Source organism: Parasutterella excrementihominis YIT 11859 (genome assembly GCF_000205025.1).
Lineage (GTDB): Bacteria > Pseudomonadota > Gammaproteobacteria > Burkholderiales > Burkholderiaceae_F > Parasutterella > Parasutterella excrementihominis.
The window spans coordinates 1-19,540 of sequence record NZ_GL883696.1; the positions used below are offsets into that span (position 1 = coordinate 1).

General features: G+C 47.9%; 18 protein-coding genes. 9 read left to right on the top strand and 9 right to left on the bottom strand.

Annotated features, from left to right (window positions below):
* Nucleotides 1–109: 109 nt before the first annotated feature.
* The 4 genes from HMPREF9439_RS04935 to HMPREF9439_RS04950 all read right to left on the bottom strand — a co-directional run bounded on the left by HMPREF9439_RS04935 (nt 110) and on the right by HMPREF9439_RS04950 (nt 4,829).
* The gene (locus HMPREF9439_RS04935) at nt 110–1,159 is read right to left on the bottom strand and encodes a porin (protein ID WP_008812413.1); all 1,050 of its coding nucleotides are present in this window, start codon (nt 1,157–1,159) and stop codon (nt 110–112) included.
* A gap of 75 nt (nt 1,160–1,234) precedes the next feature.
* Nucleotides 1,235–2,266, bottom strand: coding sequence for a porin (locus HMPREF9439_RS04940; protein ID WP_008812414.1), 1,032 nt, complete (start codon nt 2,264–2,266; stop codon nt 1,235–1,237).
* Nucleotides 2,267–2,389: 123 nt separating this feature from the next.
* Nucleotides 2,390–3,433 (bottom strand): porin, encoded by a 1,044-nt coding sequence (locus tag HMPREF9439_RS04945; RefSeq protein WP_008863976.1) that lies wholly within the window; start codon nt 3,431–3,433, stop codon nt 2,390–2,392.
* Nucleotides 3,434–3,614: 181 nt separating this feature from the next.
* Nucleotides 3,615–4,829, bottom strand: coding sequence for a tyrosine-type recombinase/integrase (locus tag HMPREF9439_RS04950; protein ID WP_008812406.1), 1,215 nt, complete (start codon nt 4,827–4,829; stop codon nt 3,615–3,617).
* Between the two features lie 213 nt (nt 4,830–5,042).
* Between HMPREF9439_RS04950 and HMPREF9439_RS04955 the strand changes: the two genes are divergently transcribed.
* Nucleotides 5,043–6,512 carry a cache domain-containing protein gene (locus HMPREF9439_RS04955; protein ID WP_008863977.1) on the top strand — a complete coding sequence of 490 codons (1,470 nt, stop codon included), beginning with the start codon at nt 5,043–5,045 and terminating at the stop codon, nt 6,510–6,512.
* Here HMPREF9439_RS04955 and HMPREF9439_RS04960 read toward each other — a convergent pair.
* A complete protein-coding gene (locus HMPREF9439_RS04960) occupies nt 6,467–6,979 on the bottom strand; it encodes a YbaK/EbsC family protein (protein ID WP_008812404.1) in 513 nt (170 codons plus the stop codon). The genes HMPREF9439_RS04955 and HMPREF9439_RS04960 overlap by 46 nt on opposite strands.
* A gap of 95 nt (nt 6,980–7,074) precedes the next feature.
* Here HMPREF9439_RS04960 and HMPREF9439_RS04965 point away from each other — a divergent pair, with 95 nt between their 5' ends.
* From HMPREF9439_RS04965 to HMPREF9439_RS04985, 5 genes are all read left to right on the top strand, one after another.
* Complete coding sequence (locus HMPREF9439_RS04965) at nt 7,075–8,571, top strand: SLC13 family permease (protein WP_008812403.1); 1,497 nt, start codon at nt 7,075–7,077, stop codon at nt 8,569–8,571.
* A gap of 120 nt (nt 8,572–8,691) precedes the next feature.
* The gene (locus tag HMPREF9439_RS04970; RefSeq protein WP_008812402.1) at nt 8,692–10,191 is read left to right on the top strand and encodes an ABC transporter ATP-binding protein; all 1,500 of its coding nucleotides are present in this window, start codon (nt 8,692–8,694) and stop codon (nt 10,189–10,191) included.
* Complete coding sequence (locus tag HMPREF9439_RS04975; protein ID WP_008863979.1) at nt 10,191–11,279, top strand: ABC transporter permease; 1,089 nt, start codon at nt 10,191–10,193, stop codon at nt 11,277–11,279. The genes HMPREF9439_RS04970 and HMPREF9439_RS04975 overlap by 1 nt, the downstream gene beginning before the upstream one ends.
* Nucleotides 11,276–12,193 carry an ABC transporter permease gene (locus HMPREF9439_RS04980; protein ID WP_008812400.1) on the top strand — a complete coding sequence of 306 codons (918 nt, stop codon included), beginning with the start codon at nt 11,276–11,278 and terminating at the stop codon, nt 12,191–12,193. The genes HMPREF9439_RS04975 and HMPREF9439_RS04980 overlap by 4 nt, the downstream gene beginning before the upstream one ends.
* A 43-nt stretch (nt 12,194–12,236) precedes the next feature.
* Complete coding sequence (locus tag HMPREF9439_RS04985; RefSeq protein ID WP_008863980.1) at nt 12,237–13,379, top strand: BMP family ABC transporter substrate-binding protein; 1,143 nt, start codon at nt 12,237–12,239, stop codon at nt 13,377–13,379.
* A 106-nt stretch (nt 13,380–13,485) separates the two neighbouring features.
* On the opposite strand, the gene HMPREF9439_RS04990 is transcribed toward HMPREF9439_RS04985, so the two are convergent.
* The gene (locus HMPREF9439_RS04990; RefSeq protein WP_008812398.1) at nt 13,486–14,007 is read right to left on the bottom strand and encodes a S24 family peptidase; all 522 of its coding nucleotides are present in this window, start codon (nt 14,005–14,007) and stop codon (nt 13,486–13,488) included.
* Nucleotides 14,008–14,175: 168 nt separating this feature from the next.
* Between HMPREF9439_RS04990 and HMPREF9439_RS04995 the strand changes: the two genes are divergently transcribed.
* Nucleotides 14,176–15,078 carry an ADP-ribosylglycohydrolase family protein gene (locus HMPREF9439_RS04995; protein WP_008812397.1) on the top strand — a complete coding sequence of 301 codons (903 nt, stop codon included), beginning with the start codon at nt 14,176–14,178 and terminating at the stop codon, nt 15,076–15,078.
* Nucleotides 15,079–15,286: 208 nt separating this feature from the next.
* Here HMPREF9439_RS04995 and HMPREF9439_RS05000 read toward each other — a convergent pair whose 3' ends face one another.
* Both HMPREF9439_RS05000 and HMPREF9439_RS05005 read right to left on the bottom strand, forming a co-directional pair.
* Nucleotides 15,287–15,697, bottom strand: a complete 411-nt coding sequence (locus HMPREF9439_RS05000; RefSeq protein WP_008812396.1) for an integration host factor subunit alpha — start codon at nt 15,695–15,697, stop codon at nt 15,287–15,289.
* A gap of 557 nt (nt 15,698–16,254) precedes the next feature.
* Entirely contained in the window at nt 16,255–16,890 is a 636-nt protein-coding gene (locus HMPREF9439_RS05005; protein ID WP_008812395.1) for a LysE family translocator, read from the bottom strand.
* A gap of 105 nt (nt 16,891–16,995) precedes the next feature.
* Between HMPREF9439_RS05005 and HMPREF9439_RS05010 the strand changes: the two genes are divergently transcribed.
* Together HMPREF9439_RS05010 and metC are read left to right on the top strand one after the other, a co-directional pair.
* Entirely contained in the window at nt 16,996–17,910 is a 915-nt protein-coding gene (locus HMPREF9439_RS05010) for a LysR family transcriptional regulator (protein ID WP_040603425.1), read from the top strand.
* Between the two features lie 34 nt (nt 17,911–17,944).
* Nucleotides 17,945–19,138 (top strand): cystathionine beta-lyase, encoded by a 1,194-nt coding sequence (gene metC / locus HMPREF9439_RS05015; protein WP_008812393.1) that lies wholly within the window; start codon nt 17,945–17,947, stop codon nt 19,136–19,138.
* A 75-nt stretch (nt 19,139–19,213) separates the two neighbouring features.
* Here metC and HMPREF9439_RS05020 read toward each other — a convergent pair whose 3' ends face one another.
* Complete coding sequence (locus HMPREF9439_RS05020; protein ID WP_008863985.1) at nt 19,214–19,492, bottom strand: HU family DNA-binding protein; 279 nt, start codon at nt 19,490–19,492, stop codon at nt 19,214–19,216.
* Nucleotides 19,493–19,540: the final 48 nt, after the last annotated feature.

The window sequence follows — 19,540 nt, forward strand, 5'->3', positions numbered from 1 at the left end:
AGGGGTAGGTGAAAGCTTCCCCTACTCGATTCTTCGCAGTAGTCGGGTATCGAAAAAGCGCGAAAGAAATGGATTTTCTTTCGCGCCAATAGCTCTGACAATGAATAACTTAGAACTTATGGAGAAGACCTAAGCCCACCTGCCAACCGTTGTAATTTACATCAGCTTCGTTTTTCCAGCCTTTAGCACCATCGGCATAACCTGCGTATGTCCAAAGGTTGGTGCGTTTGCTGAATGGATATTCATAACCTGCTCCAACAGTCCAAACACTTGCCTTCTTTTCGGAGAGGGCTGCAAGATCGACATAATGGCTGTCGTATTTGCGAAGAAGGTACTTGGCGCCCAATTTAGCTGAACCACCAGCTAGAGGGGCTGTTACAGAAAGGCCGAATGCATGCTGATGGTAATAGTCTTCTTGTGTGGCGTACTGGTAAATCACTCCGGGTTTGACTCCGTTGAAGTTGTATGTGCCTCCGGCCGTAATGTGATAAAGAGCCTTCTGCTTTTCTTCCAGTAGTGCTACGCCTTTGTTATCTTTAGCTTCAAAAATAATGCTGGCATCAATGTTATGAGCTGTATATTTTGCACCAACACCGTAGTAGTGAGCATTGTCAGACCATTTGTTGTCATCTGTTGCTGTACCGTTAGAGTAAGTGGCGTGCAGAGTTAGACCAGAGAAGGAGGGAGTGACATAGTTGACCGCGTTGTTTAAACGACCAAAATGAACGTTACCGACGCTCCAAGCGCTGGCACCCCATGAAGTGCCGAATGCCCATCCACGGAGGATGGCAGTTGACTGAGCAAAGCCAAGGGCCCCCATTCTACCAAGAGCGACTTGGCCGAAAGGGCCGGTTATTCTCATTAAAGACTCACGACTGAAGGCAAGACCAGAAGTATGTTCAGCTCCGGAGTCAGCCAAAAAACCCTGTTCTAATGTGAAACCTACGCTGTAACCGTTACCAAGGTCTTCAACACCTTTGATACCCCAACGCGACATTCCCACGAAGCCAGATTTAAGAGTTGCCGTGGTAGAGGAGTGTTTGGCCTTCCCAACGACCAAGCCTTCGTCCAATTGACCATAAAGTGTAACGTTAGAGGCCGCAAAGGATAAGGAAGCAAAGCTTGAAAGTAATGCTGCTACTAAAATTTTTGTTCTCATGATTTCTCCTAACAGATTTGAAAAACCCCTCTACAAAGATGTTAGAGGGGGTCTTGCTAAGCTACACTTAGACTCTTAGAAAGAATGACGGAGGCCGAAGTAGACCTGGTAGCCGTTGTACACGACTTGTTCTGTATCCTTCCAGGCCTTGGAAGAATCGCCGTAGCCGGCGTAGGCTTTGACAGCAGTGCGTTTGCTGAGCGGATAAACGTAAGCCGCACCGACATTCCAGGAACGAACCTTGTCATCGCCTGCTTCAAGAGATTTGTCCTTACCAAAGAGATAGCGAGCGCCGAGAAGAGCATCACCGCCGCCGACAGCAACCTTGGCGCTTAGACCAAACATATGTGTCTTCTTGCCTTCATCCTGATTTGCCCACTGATAAGCAAACATCGGTGTCCACTGGCCAAGGTTGTATTCCAAACCGTAGTTGATGACATAAGAGGTCTTTTCTTTAGGATCTGCAGTGTTCTTGTGATCAACTGCCTCGAAAATCAAGCTGGACTTGATGGCGTTCGCATTGTAGAGAGCGCCTACGCCATAGTAGTGGTTATTTTTAGACCACTTAGCGTCATCGCCAGTGGTACCGTTAGAATACATGGCGCTAATCTTGAAACCGCCAAAGGAGGGGGTCTGGTAGGCAACAGCGTTGTCAACTCTGCTGAAAGATGTGCCGATCGCACTTGTCCAAGAACTTAGACCATAACCTGTACCAAGTGCCCATCCAGTCAGAATATTGTTGGACTGTGCACCAGAGGCCAAGGTGCCTGTACGGCCAAAACCGAAGCGGCCAAAATCGCCAGTTAAGTAAAGGAAAGATTCACGGCTGAAAGCTTTTCCTGCAACGCTTTCGTTACCGCTGTCCGCATTAAATCCCTGTTCGAGGATAAAACCAACTGCGTAACCGTTTCCGAGGTCTTCAACACCTTTGATACCCCAGCGAGAGCCCTGGTCGAAACCGGACTGCAACTTAACTAATGTGTCGCCATGTTTGGCTTTTTCGAGGACGACACCTTCTTCAATAACGCCATAAAGAGTTACGTTAGAAGCAGCAAATGCAACGCCGGAAGCAGCCATTACAGCAGCAGCGATAAGTGTTTTTTTCATTTGAGTAGTACTCCAATTGAAGTTATAAAACTTGCAGAAAGTTCAAATTCCTAGCAACAATTGAAGACCATATAAAAAAGGCCTCCCGAAGGAGGCCAGCAAATAATCTGAGGTTAAATCAGATTAGAAGGAGTGGCAAAGGCCGAGGTAGACCTGGTAGCCATTGTATGCCGTTGTGCCTTCATTCTTCCAAGCCTTGCCGCCATCTGCATAGCCAGCGTAGGACTTGACGATAGTACGTTTGCTCAGCGGATATTCGTAAGCAGCGCCGATCAACCAAGCATTGTGCTTGTCTTCTTCATTAGCTGCCGCACCGTCATTCTTACCGAATGTGTAACGAGCACCAACCTTAACCGTGCCACCAGCAACTGGAGCCTTAGCACTCAGACCAAATTGATGATCCTTATTGCCGCCATCCTGCCAAACGTACTGGTAACCAAACATCGGAGTAATGGCGCCAAGGCTCCATTCCAAACCATAGTTGATACCATACTTAGCATTACTGTTACCAGGTGCTACAACATTTTTATTTTGAGCGGCTTCAAAAATTAAGCTGGAAAGAATGTTATTAGCGTTGTATTTAACACCGATACCATAGTAGTGACCATTTTCAGACCACTTCTTATCGTCATTGGCGAGTTCGTTGGAACCGCTGTTGGAATACATTGCATGAACGCTGAACCCAGAGAAGACAGGAGTAGCGTAGGAAACAACATTATTCATACGTTTTGCGACGAAATCGATAGCATTCCAAGCTGAAGAACCGTAGCCAGTTCCGAATACCCAGCCTGTACGAATGTTCTGAGACTGAGCAAACGCCAGACCACCGGTGCGGCCGAAAGCTAGAGAGCCAAAACCGCCGTTAACGTAAAGGATGGATTCACGATTAAACGCTTTCCCTTCAACGCCTTCATCGCCATTGTCGGCTGTAAAACCTTGTTCAAGGATGAAACCAACGCTGTATCCGTTGCCGAGGTCTTCAACGCCCTTGATACCCCAACGGTTGCCAGAGTCAAAGCCAGCCTTTAGGTCAACCATTGTATCTTTATGCTTGGCTTTGGAAACGACCACGCCTTCTTCAATAACGCCATACAAAGTAACGTTAGAAGCAGCAAAAGCAACGCCGGAAGCAGCCATCACAGCGGCAGCGATAAGTGTCTTTTTCATTTGAGTAGTACTCCAATTGAAGTTATAAAACTTGCAGAAAGTTCAAATTCCTAGCAAGAATTTATCTGCACCGTCATTCTGATAAAAACGAGACATGCAAGCAACAAAATCTGTTGTATTTACGCAAAAACAACACTTTTAAATGAAAAACAATATGTTCAATCAATAAAAAGTTGTTGTTTTACAACAAATCAGCTTTATGTATTTTGGCTTTTTCGTCGTCAAAAAGTGCATCAGCCCAAAGCTGCATCACGACTCGTCTTCTATCCAAAAGATCGCTTCGTTGATAAGCTAAAGTTGTTTGCGTTCCGGTGGTGTGCATGAGCGATTTCTCGGCTGCTTCATTGTCAATATCGTTTTCAGCGCACCAATCTCTGAAGGTCGAACGCATTCCGTGCATGGTGCACGCCTGATTTAATGCAGTCCTCAAAAATTTCCTTGGCGTTTCCCGACGTATCGGCGTCTTTCCGTCTACAGAAAATATGAATTCTCCCTTCGATTCTTTTCTAATTTCCTTTAATAATGAGATGACTTGCTGAGATAGCGGAACTCTGAACGGAAATTCTTTGCCGTCTTTTCGACGCGATGGAGGGCAAAGCCAAACTTTCTCTTTCCAGCTTATCTCTCTCCAATGGGCTTGAGTAAATTCAACAGTGCGGGTTGCAGTAAGAACGCCGAACAGCAGGGCTTTTGCCCCGATAGAACTCTCTTGTTGTAGTTTGGGAATGATGGCTTTTAATTCCGTAAAGGAAAGAGATTTGAAATGCTGGGTTGAATTGCATTTATTTGCGGGAGGAAGAAATAAGTCGAGGTTTCCTTTCCAGGAAGCTGGGTTGTTCCCAATATATAGGTTCTCATTGATCGCATAAGCGAAAATTTTCTCTAACCTCCCCCTTACCCGGGAGGCGGTCATCGTTTTGTTTATCCATATGGGACGAAGTATTTTTAGGATGTCTTTTCGGTCGATTTCATCGATGAATTTTTCCCCAATGACGGGAAAGGCATAAGTGCTTATAGACGAGCTCCAAGACTGCTTTTGAGCCGGATTTTTCCATAGTCGAACCGAGGCTAAGATTTCGATGACTCGCTGTGCATAGTCTTTAAAAAGAACCGGATGTTGTTTGGCTTCCATTAATGCAGAAGCCTTTCCGCTGAATTGAAGTGATGTTTTTAACAGAAAAGCAAATTGTTTTACTTCCGATAACGGCTTTTTACTGGCGCTTCCGAGTGCTAAATCGCAGACGCGGCCTTTAGGATCGAGATAGCGAAAAAAATAATTTCGATATCTTCCGTTGCCCCGAACTCGTACGTATAGATGAGGCTCTAATCGATGGGTGCCGTCGGGTAATTCAAATATTTGCTTTTTGCTGAAGCGGCCGATTTTTGCATGAGACATACCAGTGTGTCCTCCAATGTGTTAAATGAAATCAGTCTCTCAATTACAGAGGATCGCTGGCTGTCTTTTCCTCCAAAATGATTGGGTAGTTTCGGCCTCTAGGCGGTGGCGATTTTTCAAGAAAATACATAAGATGGAAAAAGCGAAAATTCGCTAGAATAATTAGGACTCACCCCGGTAAGACGACCCAACAGAAAAAGACGAGGAACATAAATGCGGCCTGTGCGTCTCAGAAACTACATCTTCTATTTGTTGGCTCTTACAATTACCTTGCCGCTGCTGGTGTTGAGCTACTCTCAGTACCGGATGATTGAGCAGGAGATCCGCAAAGATGATCTCCTCCTGGTGGAAGATGCGTTAGCACTGTCCAACAATATTAAAAATAGAGTTGATTCCGCGAAAACCCTCGTTGTGATGTCTGCAAGCACACTGCAAGTCTATGGGACAGAGGACAAATCAGCCTTACGAGCCATCCTAAAAAGCATTTTGACGGAAGTTCCGTATTTCTTAAACATCCACTACGGTGATGTGAATGGAGACGTCATCGTTTTTGAGCCTCCTAAGAATGCACGGAATGAAAGTAATGAGGGCGTGTCTCACACAAATAGGGATCATTGGAGTCACATCCGCAATCGGGACTCGGTTTATATATCTGACGTCATTATGGCGACCGGTGCGGCAAACGTTCCCATTGTGAATATTTGTGCGCCGGCAATAAACAAGTCCGGAAAGATCATCGGTTATGCAGTCTCTGCTCTTGATTTAAAGAGTCTGTACGAAGATGTGGTATCAGGCTTAGATATTCAGGACAGCGCTGTATATATCTTGGACAAGAAGGGTGCGCCTATCTACGCGACCGATCATGTTAATTCTCCGGAACCCTTGATTCCTTCCAAGGTTTTAAAAGAACTCGTCGCAAATAAAGAAAACGCTCAGGTTTTATCCAGGAACGATGCGTCTGATTTAGTCGGCGCGATCAGAGAGATACCGGGGCTTGGCTGGTACGTCGGTGTTTTTAAGAAGGAAGAGGATAGAGAATCAGCAATCATCTCGATGGCGGCGACAAACAGCCTGATCTTCTTCTTCCTTTTGCTAGTAACGTTTATTTTGGCTTCCTACTCTGTTCGTCCCTTGACCGAGTCTGTTAATAAACTCATTGAGCAGGTGAGAGAAGGCAACGCCGTTCCGACTGAAGCGGAAAAAGTCCATCATCCCGAAGAACTCGTTGAGCTTCAGAAAGCTTTCTGCCGCTTGTTGGTGAAATTGAAATCTCACCAGAAATCCGAAGGCGCGCTTAGTGAACTGAGCGAATCTGATGTCCAAAAAGAAGTCGAGCTTCTTAAAGAACAATATGAATTCCTGCAGGCGCTGATTACCCTTCTGCCGTCTCCGATGGCCATTGTGGATGAAAACGGCTTTGTTCGTTTCTTAAATCAGTCCGCCTCTAAGTTCTTTAACAAAGCAGTAGCCGGAGCGAATTTCGCTCAAATGCTCAAAGAAAAGTTTGAAGAAGACAATTTCGGATTTAACCTTCACGGCATGTCAGAAGAAAAAATCCTCAAGACCAAGGATACAGGGGAGGATTTCCTGCTTCAGAGAAGAGAGTTGCCGCCGATCAAAGGAACACGACGCAGTGTTTACTTACTTTCGCCGTTCAAAGAGCCCGACTGGAATTCGAAATAAGACACGCCTAAAGAAGGCAGGAACTTTTCCAGCACATCTTTCACCGAGAGGATGAGGCTTCGGTCATTGGTGCATGGGTGGCAGTCAATATGTTCCGCGTTCAAGATTCTGCTGTCGATGTAGAGCGAAATTTCTTTGTTTTGATCAAAGATCAGACCAAGTAAAGAAACGGCGCCCGGGAAGGTGTGCATGAGTCGGGACAAATCCTCGGGAGAGGCAAAAGAAAGGTGACTGCTTTTCAAAAATGCGGCCGCTTGTTTGGCATTAAATCGTTCTTCCCCCGGTATCACAAAGAGAAAAAATTGTTTCTTATTCTTAACTAAAAGCGTCTTACAGCACGTAGAACCAAACTCTTTTGCAATTTTTAACCCTTCCTCACAGGTCGTGATGGGTAAGTGATTCAAGGCTTTGAACGGAATGTTGTGTGTACGAAGAAAGTCCTCAACTTCTTGGGTAGTGTTGTCCATAAGAGCCTGTAAGATTTTGTGTCCGTTTTGGAAAGTATTATATAGATGCGGTATACACTTACGACAAATTATCAGCCTAACCAAGTGAGAAACTTATGGCAGCAGCAGAAATCGGTTCGTTTCCGCCCGGCGTGAAACGCTTTTTTCTTTTAGGGGCACCAATTATTGCCCTTATTATTTATTGGATACTTCCGAACACTTATACGGATATCCATAACCAAGTCCTTCCTTTTAATCCTCACGCCAAAGCTTGTTTGGCCGTCGTGGTTTGGATGGTCCTTTGGTGGCTTTTTGAACCGGTTCCGATTCCGGTGACTTCGCTTCTTCCCATTCCGCTCTTTCCCCTATTAGGGATCGCTAAACCTGCGCAGGCAATGGCGCCGTACGCATCAGGTACGATTTTCCTGTTCATGGGCGGTTTTATTCTGGCGATTGCCGTTCAGCGCTGGCGTCTGGATAAGCGCATTGCTTTAACCACATTAAAACTCGTAGGTACCAAGGCGCCTGCGATTGTGGGCGGTTTCCTCTTGGCGAGCGGTGTGCTTTCCATGTGGGTATCCAACACGGCAACCGCGGCCATGATGGTTCCGATTGCGATGGCCGTTCTTTCCTTAGTGCGAGCTAAAAAAGCCGGCGGTCCGATCGACCAGGAAGAAGAAAACTTCAGCGTCGCCATGCTGCTTGCTGTTGCCTATGGTGCCTCTATCGGCGGTATGGCCACTATTATCGGTTCGCCTCCTAACGGCATTTTTGCGCGTTTTATGGAGCAGAACTTCAATGATCCGATTTCGCTTGCGCATTGGATGAAGTATGGCATGCCGCTTACACTTATTCTGCTTCCGCTGTGCTGGTTCCTTCTGACTAAGGTTCTCTTCCGTAAGACCATGAAGGAAATCGAAGGCGGCGCTCAGTGGGTTCAGTCCGAATTGAATAAATTAGGACCGATCGGCAAGGGCGAAATGATCGTTCTGATCGTCTTCTGCTCTGCGATCCTTCTGTGGTCCTTCGGCGGTGTGTTAAGAGGTCTGGATTTCGGCGGCACAAGGCCGTTTGCTTCGCTCTCTGACGCCGCAATTGCGATGATCTGCGCCATCGTGCTGTTCTGTATCCCTGTGAACAGAGACCATATGGTTTTGGATTGGTCGGATATGAAAGAGCTGCCCTGGGGCGTTCTGCTCTTGTTCGGCGGCGGTCTTTCCATGGCTGCCGGTCTGCAGATTACGGAATGCGGTCAGATTATCAGCGCAAACGCAGGCATTCTAGCCGGACTTCCGCGCTGGGCAATTCTCATCGGTGTGAGCTTGCTCGTGATGCTGGCAAGTAACTTTACGTCCAACACGGCGCTTGCCGCAACACTCATGCCGCTCCTGGCTTCCGCGGCTGTTCCGATGGGCGTGCCTGCCGAGCAGCTGCTGATGGTGACGGCTCTGTCTGCATCCTGCGCATTCATGATGCCGGTCGGAACGCCTCCGAATGCGATCGTGTTCAGTACCGGACGCATCAAGATTATGCAGATGGTTTCTGCCGGTGCGGTTCTGACGCTTGTCTCAGTCGTCGTCATTGGACTGTTCGCAGCAACATTCATCGACTAATCTTTTGAACTCGCAGAGGGGGGCCGAGGGCCTCCCTTAATTTTTGTTGCAAAGCCACCGCCATCGGCCGAATGAGGTACAACCGTTTGTTAAAATACGGCCTTCGATCAGGGCTTCCAAATGATTCCAAGACTTAAATTGGTAAACGTCACCAAGCGATACGGGTCAACCGTTGCGAATGACGCAATATCGCTTGAGGTAATGCCGGGGGAAATTTTGTCCGTGCTCGGAGAAAACGGAGCAGGCAAAAGTACCCTGATGAAGATTATCTTCGGATCTGTCACGCCCGATGAGGGCGAGATTTATTTTGACGGACGAAAAGTTAATATCTCGTCTCCTGCGGACGCGCGCGAACTCGGAATCGCGATGGTGTTTCAGCACTTTGTCTTGTTTGAGACACTGACTGCTAAAGAAAATATTCTTTTGGGAATGCCTGAAGGCACAGATCCTAAAGAATTAGAAAAAGAGATTATTGAAAAAAGCCGCCATTACGGCATCGAAGTTGATCCGAACGCGATTGTTAATGATCTCTCCATGGGCGAGCGGCAAAGAGTGGAAATTCTCCGCGCGCTATTAACCAATCCGAAGCTTTTGATTCTTGATGAACCGACCTCGGTTCTTTCTCCTCTCGCGCTACAGGCCCTCTTTAAAACCCTGCGCCAGCTGTCTTCCGAAGGCGTTTCCATCATCTTCATTACGCATAAGCTCAATGAAATTCGTGAACTTTCCAAACACTGTACGGTGATTCGCAGCGGTGAGGTGGCAGCCAACATCAATCCTCAGGAAATGACCGAGCAGGAGCTCGCCAAGCTTATGATCGGCAGCGACCTTCCTGAAATCATGCCTCGACCGGAAATCAAACCGCATCCCGGTTTGGAAGTCTGTTTCCAAGGTGAAGAGGTTGGCTTTAAGAGCCGCTACCCGCTCTACGGCAAGATTAACGTTCCCTGCGGCCGAATCGTCGGCGTGGCCGGTATCTCCGGAAACGGCCAGGCAGAGCTTATGAAGGCAATCAGCGGCGAAGTACTGCTGCCCAAAAACTGTATTTCTATCGTCGGCTCTTTTGCCGGAGACCTTCGCGTTAAACACAGACGCGCTTTAGGTCTGCGCTATGTGCCCGAACAGCGCTTGGGTGAAGCGACTGTTCCGGAAATGTCCTTGGAAAGCAACACGCTGCTGACCAGTAATTTGTTCTTAGCCAAAGGTTTTATGCGCAACAAGATGATCGCGCGCTTTACGCGTTCGATTATTGAAAAATTCCATGTCCGCTGCGGCGGTCCCAAAGCTCCGGCTGAAAGCCTTTCCGGCGGAAATCTGCAGAAATTTATTGTGGGTCGAGAGCTGCTTCATAACCCGAAGGTGATGGTTTTGAATCAGCCGACTTGGGGTGTGGACGCGGGCGCCGCAACGCTTATCCGCAATGCCTTAATCCGTCAGAGGAGCGGCGGGAGCGCGATTTTAGTGGTCAGTGAAGAACTCGACGAACTGTTTGAAATTTGTGATGAATTGGTTGTGATGAGCGAAGGCAAAATTTCTCCTCAAGTCAAAACAAAAGATGTCAGCGTTGAAGAGATCGGTCGATGGATGTCCGGCCTTTGGCCTGAAGCGAAGGAGCAGTGATGAATTTTCCTTTAGCACTCTATAACCGCCAGCGTCCGAGCCGCTTTCTTTCTGCGGCGTCTCCGTTTATTGCGGTTCTCTTGACGCTTTTGATCGGATGCTTGATTTTTGCCGGGATGGGCAAAGATCCGATGCATTCCATGTACGTGTTTATTGTCGAGCCTTTGCTCACACTGCGGGGCTGGGGAGAGTTAGGCGTAAAAATGACGCCGCTCATTCTCTGTGCATTGGGCCTATTGGTTTGCTACCGAGCAAACGTGTGGAACATCGGTGCGGAAGGCCAATTAATTGTTGGCGCGCTTGCCGGCGGCGTGGTTGCATTGCAGGCTAGCCCCGAAGCCTCTCAGCTCTACATGATTTGGGTCATCCTGGCTGCGATGGTCGGCGGTGCGTTATACGCCGGCATCGTGGCCTGGCTCAAAGACAAATGCAATGCCAATGAAATCTTAGTTTCTCTGATGCTCGTCTATATTGCCGAGCTTTTCCTTTCCTGGGCGGTTCAGTCCCCGCTGCGAGATCCTCAGGGCTTGGGATTCCCGCAAAGTCCGATGTTTGAGATGGCAGCCACGCTCCCGATCATGATTCCGGGTACCCGAATGCACTGGGGTGGGGCTCTCGTTTGCTTTGCCTTGTTCGGCATCTGGCTCATCATGTCGAAGATGTTTATCGGTTTCCAGGTGCGCGTTTCCGGCATGGCGCCTAAGGCAGCTGCTTACGCGGGCTTCTCCAATCGAGCCATTATTTATTTTGTGTTGCTTCTTTCCGGTGCTTTAGCCGGATTGGCCGGTGTGATCGAAATCTGCGGTCCGATCGGACAGCTCACGCCCAAGATCTCCCCGGGATACGGCTTTGCCGCGATTATTGTGGCTTTTGTGGGGCGCTTAAAACCACTCGGAACCATTCCTGCAGCTTTCATCATGGCGCTCTTTTACCTCGGCGGTGAACTAGCCCAGTCCAGACTCGGAACGCCGGCTGCTTTGACGGGTGTGTTCCAAGGTCTCTTGCTCTTCTGCATCATGGCTTGTGATTCTCTGATTTTCTGCAAATTAAAGTGGGTCGGATTTAATTCCGCGAAGGGGGCCGCATGAGTGTTGCAGCTTCTTTAATTGCCACGACGATGAATGCAAGCACGCCGCTGCTGCTTGCAGCGCTGGGAATTTTGGTTGCCGAACGCTCCGGCGTCCTGAACTTAGGCGTCGAAGGCATCATGCTGATGGCGGCCATCGCAGGCTACATGGCAACGGTTGAGACCGGAAGTTTTGCGGTCGGATTTATTGCTGCCGTTGCAGTGGGTATTTTGTTTGCATTGTTCTTTGCCATTTTCGCTGTGGGCTTAAGGGCCAATCAGCAGGCATCCGGCTTGGGTGTAGCGATTTTCGGCGGCGGCTTATCCGCCTACATCGGCATTCCTTATCAAGGCGCCGTGCTCCCTGAAAGAGCGGCTGACGGCATTCCGTTCTTAGACCAGATCCCTTTCCTCGGACAAGCTTTTTTCAGCCAGCATTGGATCGTTTATTTGTCCTTGCTCATGATTCCGGCTGTTTGGTATTTCTTGTTCAGAACCAGGCCCGGGCTGGTGGTGAGGGCCGTCGGAGAATCGCCGTTTTCAGCAAACGCTTTGGGATACTCGGTTCCGATGATTCGATGCGCGACGCTGGCTTTCAGCGGAGCCTGTATCGGGCTTTCCGGCGCTTATTTGTCGCTCATCTATACACCCTTATGGGTGGAAGGCATGATTGCCGGCAGAGGCTGGATTGCGCTGGCGCTGGTGACCTTCGGTACTTGGCGTCCGTTCAGAGTGTTCTTAGGCGCGTACTTGTTCGGCGGCATGACCATGCTGCAGATGAATCTTCAGAGTATCGGAATTTCCGTTCCGACTCAGTTTATTTCCATGGCGCCTTATGCGGCGACGATTATCGTTTTGGCGCTGATTTCGAGAAATCCGACTTGGATTCGTCTGAACATGCCGGCTTCTCTCGGAAAGCCGTTTAACCCGCATTGATGATTTTTTGTTTACCTTTCTTTAAAGGAGAAAGACAGTGAAGATGTCTTTAAAACTGGTTGCAGCTGCGGCTGCTGTTGCTTCCGCTTTTGCTTTGAGCGCCTGCGGAGACAAAAAAGAGGCTGCCCCGGCTAAACCGGCAACACCGGCAGCTCCTGCCGCTCAGTCCAAGGCAGCTGAACCCCTGAAAGTCGGTTTTGTGTATGTGGCTCCGATTGCGGACGTTGGCTATACAAAACAACATGACATCGGCCGTATCTACGCTATTGATAAGGTAGGTAAAGATAAAGTCACGACGACATTCGTGGAGAATGTTCCTGAAACTGCTGACGCAGAACGAGTTATTCGTCAGATGGTTGCCGACGGCAACAAGCTGATTTTCGGAACCAGCTTCGGCTACATGAACTACATGCAGAAGCTTGCTAAAGAATACCCGGATGTGAAATTCGAGCATGCCACCGGTTACAAGACTGCGCCCAACATGACGAATTACAACATTCGCTTCTACGAAGGCCGCTATCTGGCCGGTATGCTTGCCGGCGGTGCAACTAAGAGCAACATCATCGGTTATGTCGCTCCGTTCCCGATTCCTGAAGTTCTGCAGGGTATCAACGCCTTTACATTGGGTGCCAAATCCGTTAATCCGAATATTCAGGTAAAGGTGATTTGGACCAACGCTTGGTACGATCCTCCCAAAGACACCGACTCTGCCAAGACTCTGTTGGGTCAAGGGGCGGACATTCTCACTCAGCACACCAATACCAGTGCTGTAGCGAGTGCTGCTGAAGCTGCAGGAAAAATGGTTATTCCGTACAACAGCGACATGAAGTCTGTTGCTCCGAATGCCCAGATTGCTGCTCTTGTGCTGAATTGGGGACCGTACTACGCCAAAAAGATCCAGCAGATGATCGACGGCAAGTGGGATCCGACACCGGTTTGGATGCACTACAAAGACGGCGCAATGTCTCTTGAAGGAGTTCGCACCGATAAGATTCCTGCCGATATCGTGAAGAAGATGGAAGAAGTGAAGGCCAAGATCGAGAGCGGTGAATTCCATCCGTTTACGGGTCCGATCAAGACCAACGACGGCAAAGAAGCTGCTAAGGCAGGCGAAGTTCTGAAGGATGACCAGCTTCAGACGATGAATTACTATGTTGACGGTGTGATCGGAAAGGTTCCCAACTAATCTGATTCGACGTTAATTCAAGCGAAGGCTCGGCATTTTGTCGAGCCTTTGTGATTTTCAAGACTGTGAAAGTTGTGGTCTTTTTCTCATAGAAAAGCGCGGGGTGCTATTTTGGCTCGCTTAACACATAGACGACTATGCCGGAATGAGCCAGCTCCGCCCCTCTCGGGAGAATAAAATCCGTCAAACCGGAATCCGAGCTTTCTGGAACCAGTCGAAAACCTCTCTCGGAAGCAGTAAATCTTCGAAGTGTTTTTTTTCCTGCGTATTCAAGAAGAACGATATTGCCGACCTGGGCTTTTGCTTTCTTTCTTAGAAAAAGAACGGTTCCCTCATGAATTCCGGCTCGATCCATCGAATTATCCGGTGCCTTTTCCACAGAAATCTCTTCCGCCGGGATAGGGAGCGAATTGAACAATTCATCTGCAACTTTGGTCGGAGAAGGTTTAGTCGTGGCAGCGATCTGCGAACGAATCCAGGAAGAGCCTCCTAATCTTTTTAATTGAATTAAAAGATCCTCAGTCAGAATGACGGTCGTTGTTTTTGCGCCGATAAGAGGCTTGCGGCCTGCACCAGGACGTGCACCGCCTTTTTTCTTTAAAGGCGCTTTATTTTCACTATCGGTCATAAAAATAATTCAACAAAAATACAGTGAACGCTGTCTGCGACAAACGATTTCGCGATACAGGATAGGCTATTTCAAGAATCAACGTTGTAAAAGACTAAGATATTTGTGGAAGCGATCGAAAATATGTGAAAAAGACCACAAATTAGGTTTTCAAAAGGCGGATCAAAAATGGGGAAATTTTTAAGAAATGCTTTGTTCGGGATAGCGGTTGGAGATGCTTTAGGTGTTCCCCATGAGAAAAAACCAAGAGGGTCTTTCAAGTGTTTGGGTTGGGATTACACACCGGAACCGGATCGAAAAAGAACGTGGTCGGACGACACCGCTCTGACGCTCGCCGAACTCGACAGTCTCGGAACCCTAAAGAGGGTGGATTTTGACGCCATCATGCAGAACTTCATGGAATGGTTCTTGATGGGAAAATTTTCCTGCACCGGGCGCTGTTTCGGTGCGGGAAAGAGTACGGTGCATGCCATCAAGAACTATTGCTATGGAAAGAAGGCGATTGACTGCGGCTCTAAGGACATTATGTCTAACGGAAACGGTGCTCTGATGAGAATCATGCCGTTTTGCCTTTTGAGAGAGGAATATCGCAAAACCTTTAATTTCGATGATGCCGTTGGTATGACGCACCGGCATCCAATAAATCTTGTTGCCTGCTGCTTTTTTGATGTGTTGGTCAACGCGATTGTTCGCGGGTCGGATCTAAAGACTGCTTACGAAACGGCAGAGAAATCGTTGTCCCAAGAGGAAAAAGAATTAATTCAGATGCCGTCCTTTGGACTTTTAAGTGAGCGCCCTGAAAGTGAAATTAAATCCGGCCGCTTTGTGCTGGATACTTTGTGGGCCGCCATTTGGTGTGTGGAAAAGACCACAAATTATCGATATGCGGTCTTGAAAGCCGTTGATCTTGGAGACGATTCCGACACAACGGCCTCGGTTGCCGGAGGCATTGCCGGGTTAATTTATGGGATCGGGGGAGAAAAAGGCGTTCCAAGCAATTGGATAGAGCAGTTGGCTTGCCGGAATTGGCTGGAGGATGCAGCAGAAAAGACGGCGGAAATGACTTGTTAAGGTACGGCAAATCAGCTAAAAATATATAGAAAAGACCACAAAATTGAAGACTGCTGCCTTGGTAGCTTCGGGTGTCTGAAGTTTGGCGGAGAAATGATTAGATCCACAGCGGCAGTCCGCCAAATATGAGAAAAAGACCACAATCCTGAACAGAATTTGTGGTCTTTTTCACACGGAAAGAGTTTCCGCGAATGAGTAAGCTCAGATCTTATCTGGCGCCGCTGGCCTGAAGAGCAATAGCGGCATGCTTACGGCCTTCGACAACTTCTTTACGAAGCTGACCGCTCGGGTGGAAGGAAACTACCTGGCGGGCCTTAATAATGGCGGATTCGCCGGACTTAGGGTTACGTCCCGGACGCTCGCTTTTCTGCTTGATGGAAAAAACACCGAAGTTGGAAAGCTTTAGTTCTTCGCCGCGAACGAGGCATTCAAGTGCTTCATCGAAGAAAAGATCCACGATTTCCTTGCAGAAACGTTTAGGGAGCCCAAACTGTTCATAGATAACATCGGCAAGATGACTTTTGGTCAGCGTATCGCCTTCCTTGAGCAGGGTGCCAAGGACGAGAGCGGTCTCATCCTTCTGCTGTTCTTTGACAGCCTGTTTAGGTAAGTCTTCCATTTTTCTAGTATGTTGTGAAACTGTGAAAAGGTTGAATTCTATACCAAAGCTTTGGGGCTGTGTTGTCGTTATTTATTTAATTTACAAAGAAAAAATTCAAAAATCATTGACTTTTTGAAATTACGATCACCCAGCAAAAACGGATCATTTTTTGTGGAACGAGGCACCTAAATCGGGAAGTTTTTGCAGAGTCTAACTCCTGGGCGCGGGAAATCGACTTCAAGGATCATCCGGCATATCGTTCGGTGAGCAGTCAAACCCGGCCGACCAAAGGCGGGCAAAAAAAGGGCGTCTGAAATAAATCATTCAGACGCCGGTATCTAAATTAGCGAGAGAAGAACTTGAGTTCCTGAAATGGATCTCGAAAAGCTCTTCGGAGATTCTCGCTTCAACCTCAAATCCCAAGGAGAAGTGACAACATTCAATTGCCACAACTGAATATTAGCATAAAGCCCTAAGGGTTTCTACCACAATATTTGTAAAAACCTATTTCGAGCACAGAGTTCGTAAAAAATCCTTGAGAAATTAAGTAGTTGATGTTGACAAAAATGTCCGATTTAGAACATCTTGACCAGGATTGAAACAGAAATTAACCAGAATAGAAAGGCGCTGATTTTGTTGAGCCAGAAGGAGAAGCTCTTCGTCATCCAGCGGTCAGCCGCAGCAGCGGCAGAGTAGCTGTATGCAATGTGAACAAACCAGCAAGTGATGACAAACATGGCAATCATCAAAGAGACCTGTTGGACGTACGAACCTTTTGGATCGATAAACTGTGGGAATAAGGAGAGCAGGAACACGATACACATCGGGTTGGTGACCTGCAGAAGAGCAGCGCTCGTCAATATATGAATCCTTTCCTGCTTCAACTCCTTTGGATTAAAAGATTTGATGGATGAAGAAAGCGAAATAACCGGAGCCGTCCAGCTTTTCCAGCCGAACCAAAAGAGAAGCAAGCATCCGCATAACTGCAGGCCGTAGAACATGACAGAGGATTCATGAATGACAGCTCCTAAGCCGCTCGCGGCAAGAATACTCATGAAAAGCACTCCGATTGCGTTGCCTGTCGGAGAGAGAAACGCATTGTTCTTTCCGTAGTTAATGGCGTTTTTTAACGTATAAAGGACGCCGGCACCGGGCGTAACACATGTGATGAAAACGACTATGAAAAAGAGTCCGAGACTTGATGCTGACATTTTTATCTCCTTTGTTGCCAGTCAGTGTAGGAAGAAAGGCACACGCCTAGGAGCGCAAGTGATATAAAATCTTTATCACTCAATTACCTTTTTGCTAACATCAAAATGCGTCGTTGTTTCAATTACCGCACCATAAGACAGTTAATGCTGTTTGCCGCCGTGACTCAGGAGAAGAGTTTTCGGCGGGCGGCAAAACGCCTGAACATGTCTGTTCCTCCGCTTGTTCTTCAGATCGATGAATTAGAGGCGAGACTGAAAATGAAATTGCTGGAGAGAACGCCTAGAGGTGTTTCTCCGACTGCACAAGGCAATGCAATCATGCCGATGATTGACCAGCTGGTTCGGCAGGCAGAAATTCTGGATTACTCCGTAAAACAGATGCAGCAAAATGCGCAGGGAATTCTGACGATCGGCGCCAATACGGAGTCAATGCTTTTCTTTATTCCGGAGTTCAAAAAACGCCTTGCGGCATTGCATCCGAACATTTCGCTTTTTGTGAAAGAAATCGATTCTTATCAGGTCGAAACTGAGCTCACCGACGGAACGGTTTTAATCGGTATGGCATTTTTCGATACCTTGTCGGATCAGCGCTTAAGGATGGCGAACCTCATCAATGAGAAGCCAATTGTACTTTTGAATCGAAATCATCATTTAGCCGGCAAGGGCGGAGTGTCCATCAAAGACCTGAGGAATGAGGATTTCGTATTTACGCGGCGCTCCATTGCGCCAAGGCTTTTCGACGGTCTCGTCGTTTTTTGTCAGGAAGTCGGCGGTTTTACTCCGCGGATCATCCACGAGGTCGAATCCAGTCCGCGTCAGATGGGATTTGTAAGCTGCGGGCAGGGAATCGCTTTCTTGCCGGAATCTTTCAGACAGTGGATGCCTGAATATATCCGGGCAGAAACAATTACGGATGCAGCTCCCTGTTTGCCCCTTTCTATCGCATGGAATCCGCTGATTGAGTCCCCCTTACGAGATATCGTGGCAGAAGAACTGAAACAGATGTTTGTGGACCGTTGAGAAGCATAGACCGCGATCCAAAACGGAGGAATATATGAATAAACCAAAGGACGAACCGGGTTTGCAAACCATTTTGTCGCATTGCGGCCGCAATTTGGAGGCAAGCGGCGGTTATGTAAATGTGCCGCCCTATGAAGGCTCGACCATTCTTCACGATGATATGGAAGATCTGTTCGGACGTGTCGATAACCATTTGTACGGCGACGGTACTGCACAGACCTACGGGACGGACGGAGGCCCGACGCATGAAGCTTTTTATGACGCCATGAATAAACTCGAAGGCGGAGCCGGAACCTGGGCATTTAGTACGGGTTTAGCGGGCTGCACGATTCCGATGATGGCCTTCCTGAAGACAGGCGATCACATGCTTGTAACAGATTCGGTTTATGGTCCTACGCGCCAGTTCTGCGAAGTACTGCTAAAGAACTTCGGCGTGGAAGCAGAGTTTTACGAGCCGACCATCGGGGCCGGTATTGAGAAATTAATTCGTCCCAATACGCGATTGATTTATATGGAAAGTCCGGGTACGCATACCTTTGAAATGCAGGATGTTCCGGCAATCGCCGCGGTCGCTCGCAAATACAACATCGTCACAATGATCGACAACACTTATGCCACGCCACTCAATTTCCAGCCGCTGAAGCACGGTGTGGATGTAGTAGTGCATTCGGCGACGAAATACATCTGCGGTCATAGCGACGTGTTGATGTCCACGGTTACCTGCAATGAAAAAAACTGGAAGCAGGTGAGAGACGTCTGCAAGATGACCGGACAATACGCCTCGGCGCAAAGTGTGTACCTAGGCCTCCGCGGCTTACGCACTCTGAAAGTCCGCCTTGATGCAGTGGGCGTGCATACGCGGAAAGTGGTTGACTGGCTTCTTAAGCGGGAAGAAGTCAAAAAAGTGATTTGGCCGGCTTATGAAAAGGATCCCGGCTATCGCATTTACAAGAGAGACTACTCCGGCCCGATCGGATTATTTGCTTTCCAATTTCAGGATCAGTACACGGATGTTCAGATCAACCGCTTTATGGATTCTTTAAAACTATTCGGATTGGGTTACTCGTGGGGCGGATTTGAGAGCTTGATCCTGAGGAGCTACGGGAAACGCACGGTCGGTGACCCGAAAATTATGCGTACGATGATCCGTGTTTATATCGGCTTGGAAGATCCGGAAGATATGATCAACGACTTAGATCAAGCGATGACAAAAATGCGGGATGTGTAAAACACCCGAAAATAGAAAAAATTAAAGGCCGTAGAGAAAAACTCTTTGCGGCCTTTTTGCTCAGCTCAAAACAAATTATTTTGTATTGAGGGCATCTTTAAACTGTTTGCCGGCAACGAATTTCGGCTGAACAGAAGCGGGAATCTGGATCGTTGCTCCGGTGGCAGGATTGCGGCCGGCACGAGCTTCGCGCTTAGCAGACTTGAAAGTTCCGAAACCAACTAAGGAGATTTCATCACCTGCTTTAACAGTTTTGACGATCTGAGCTGTCAGAGCATCCAGAACATCTTTAACATCAGCTTTAGATTTACCGGAAGCTTCTGCAACGGCAGCAATCAATTCAGTTTTATTCATTCGATTCCTCTGATAGTGTTTGAATGGAACCCTGATAATAAGGGTTTT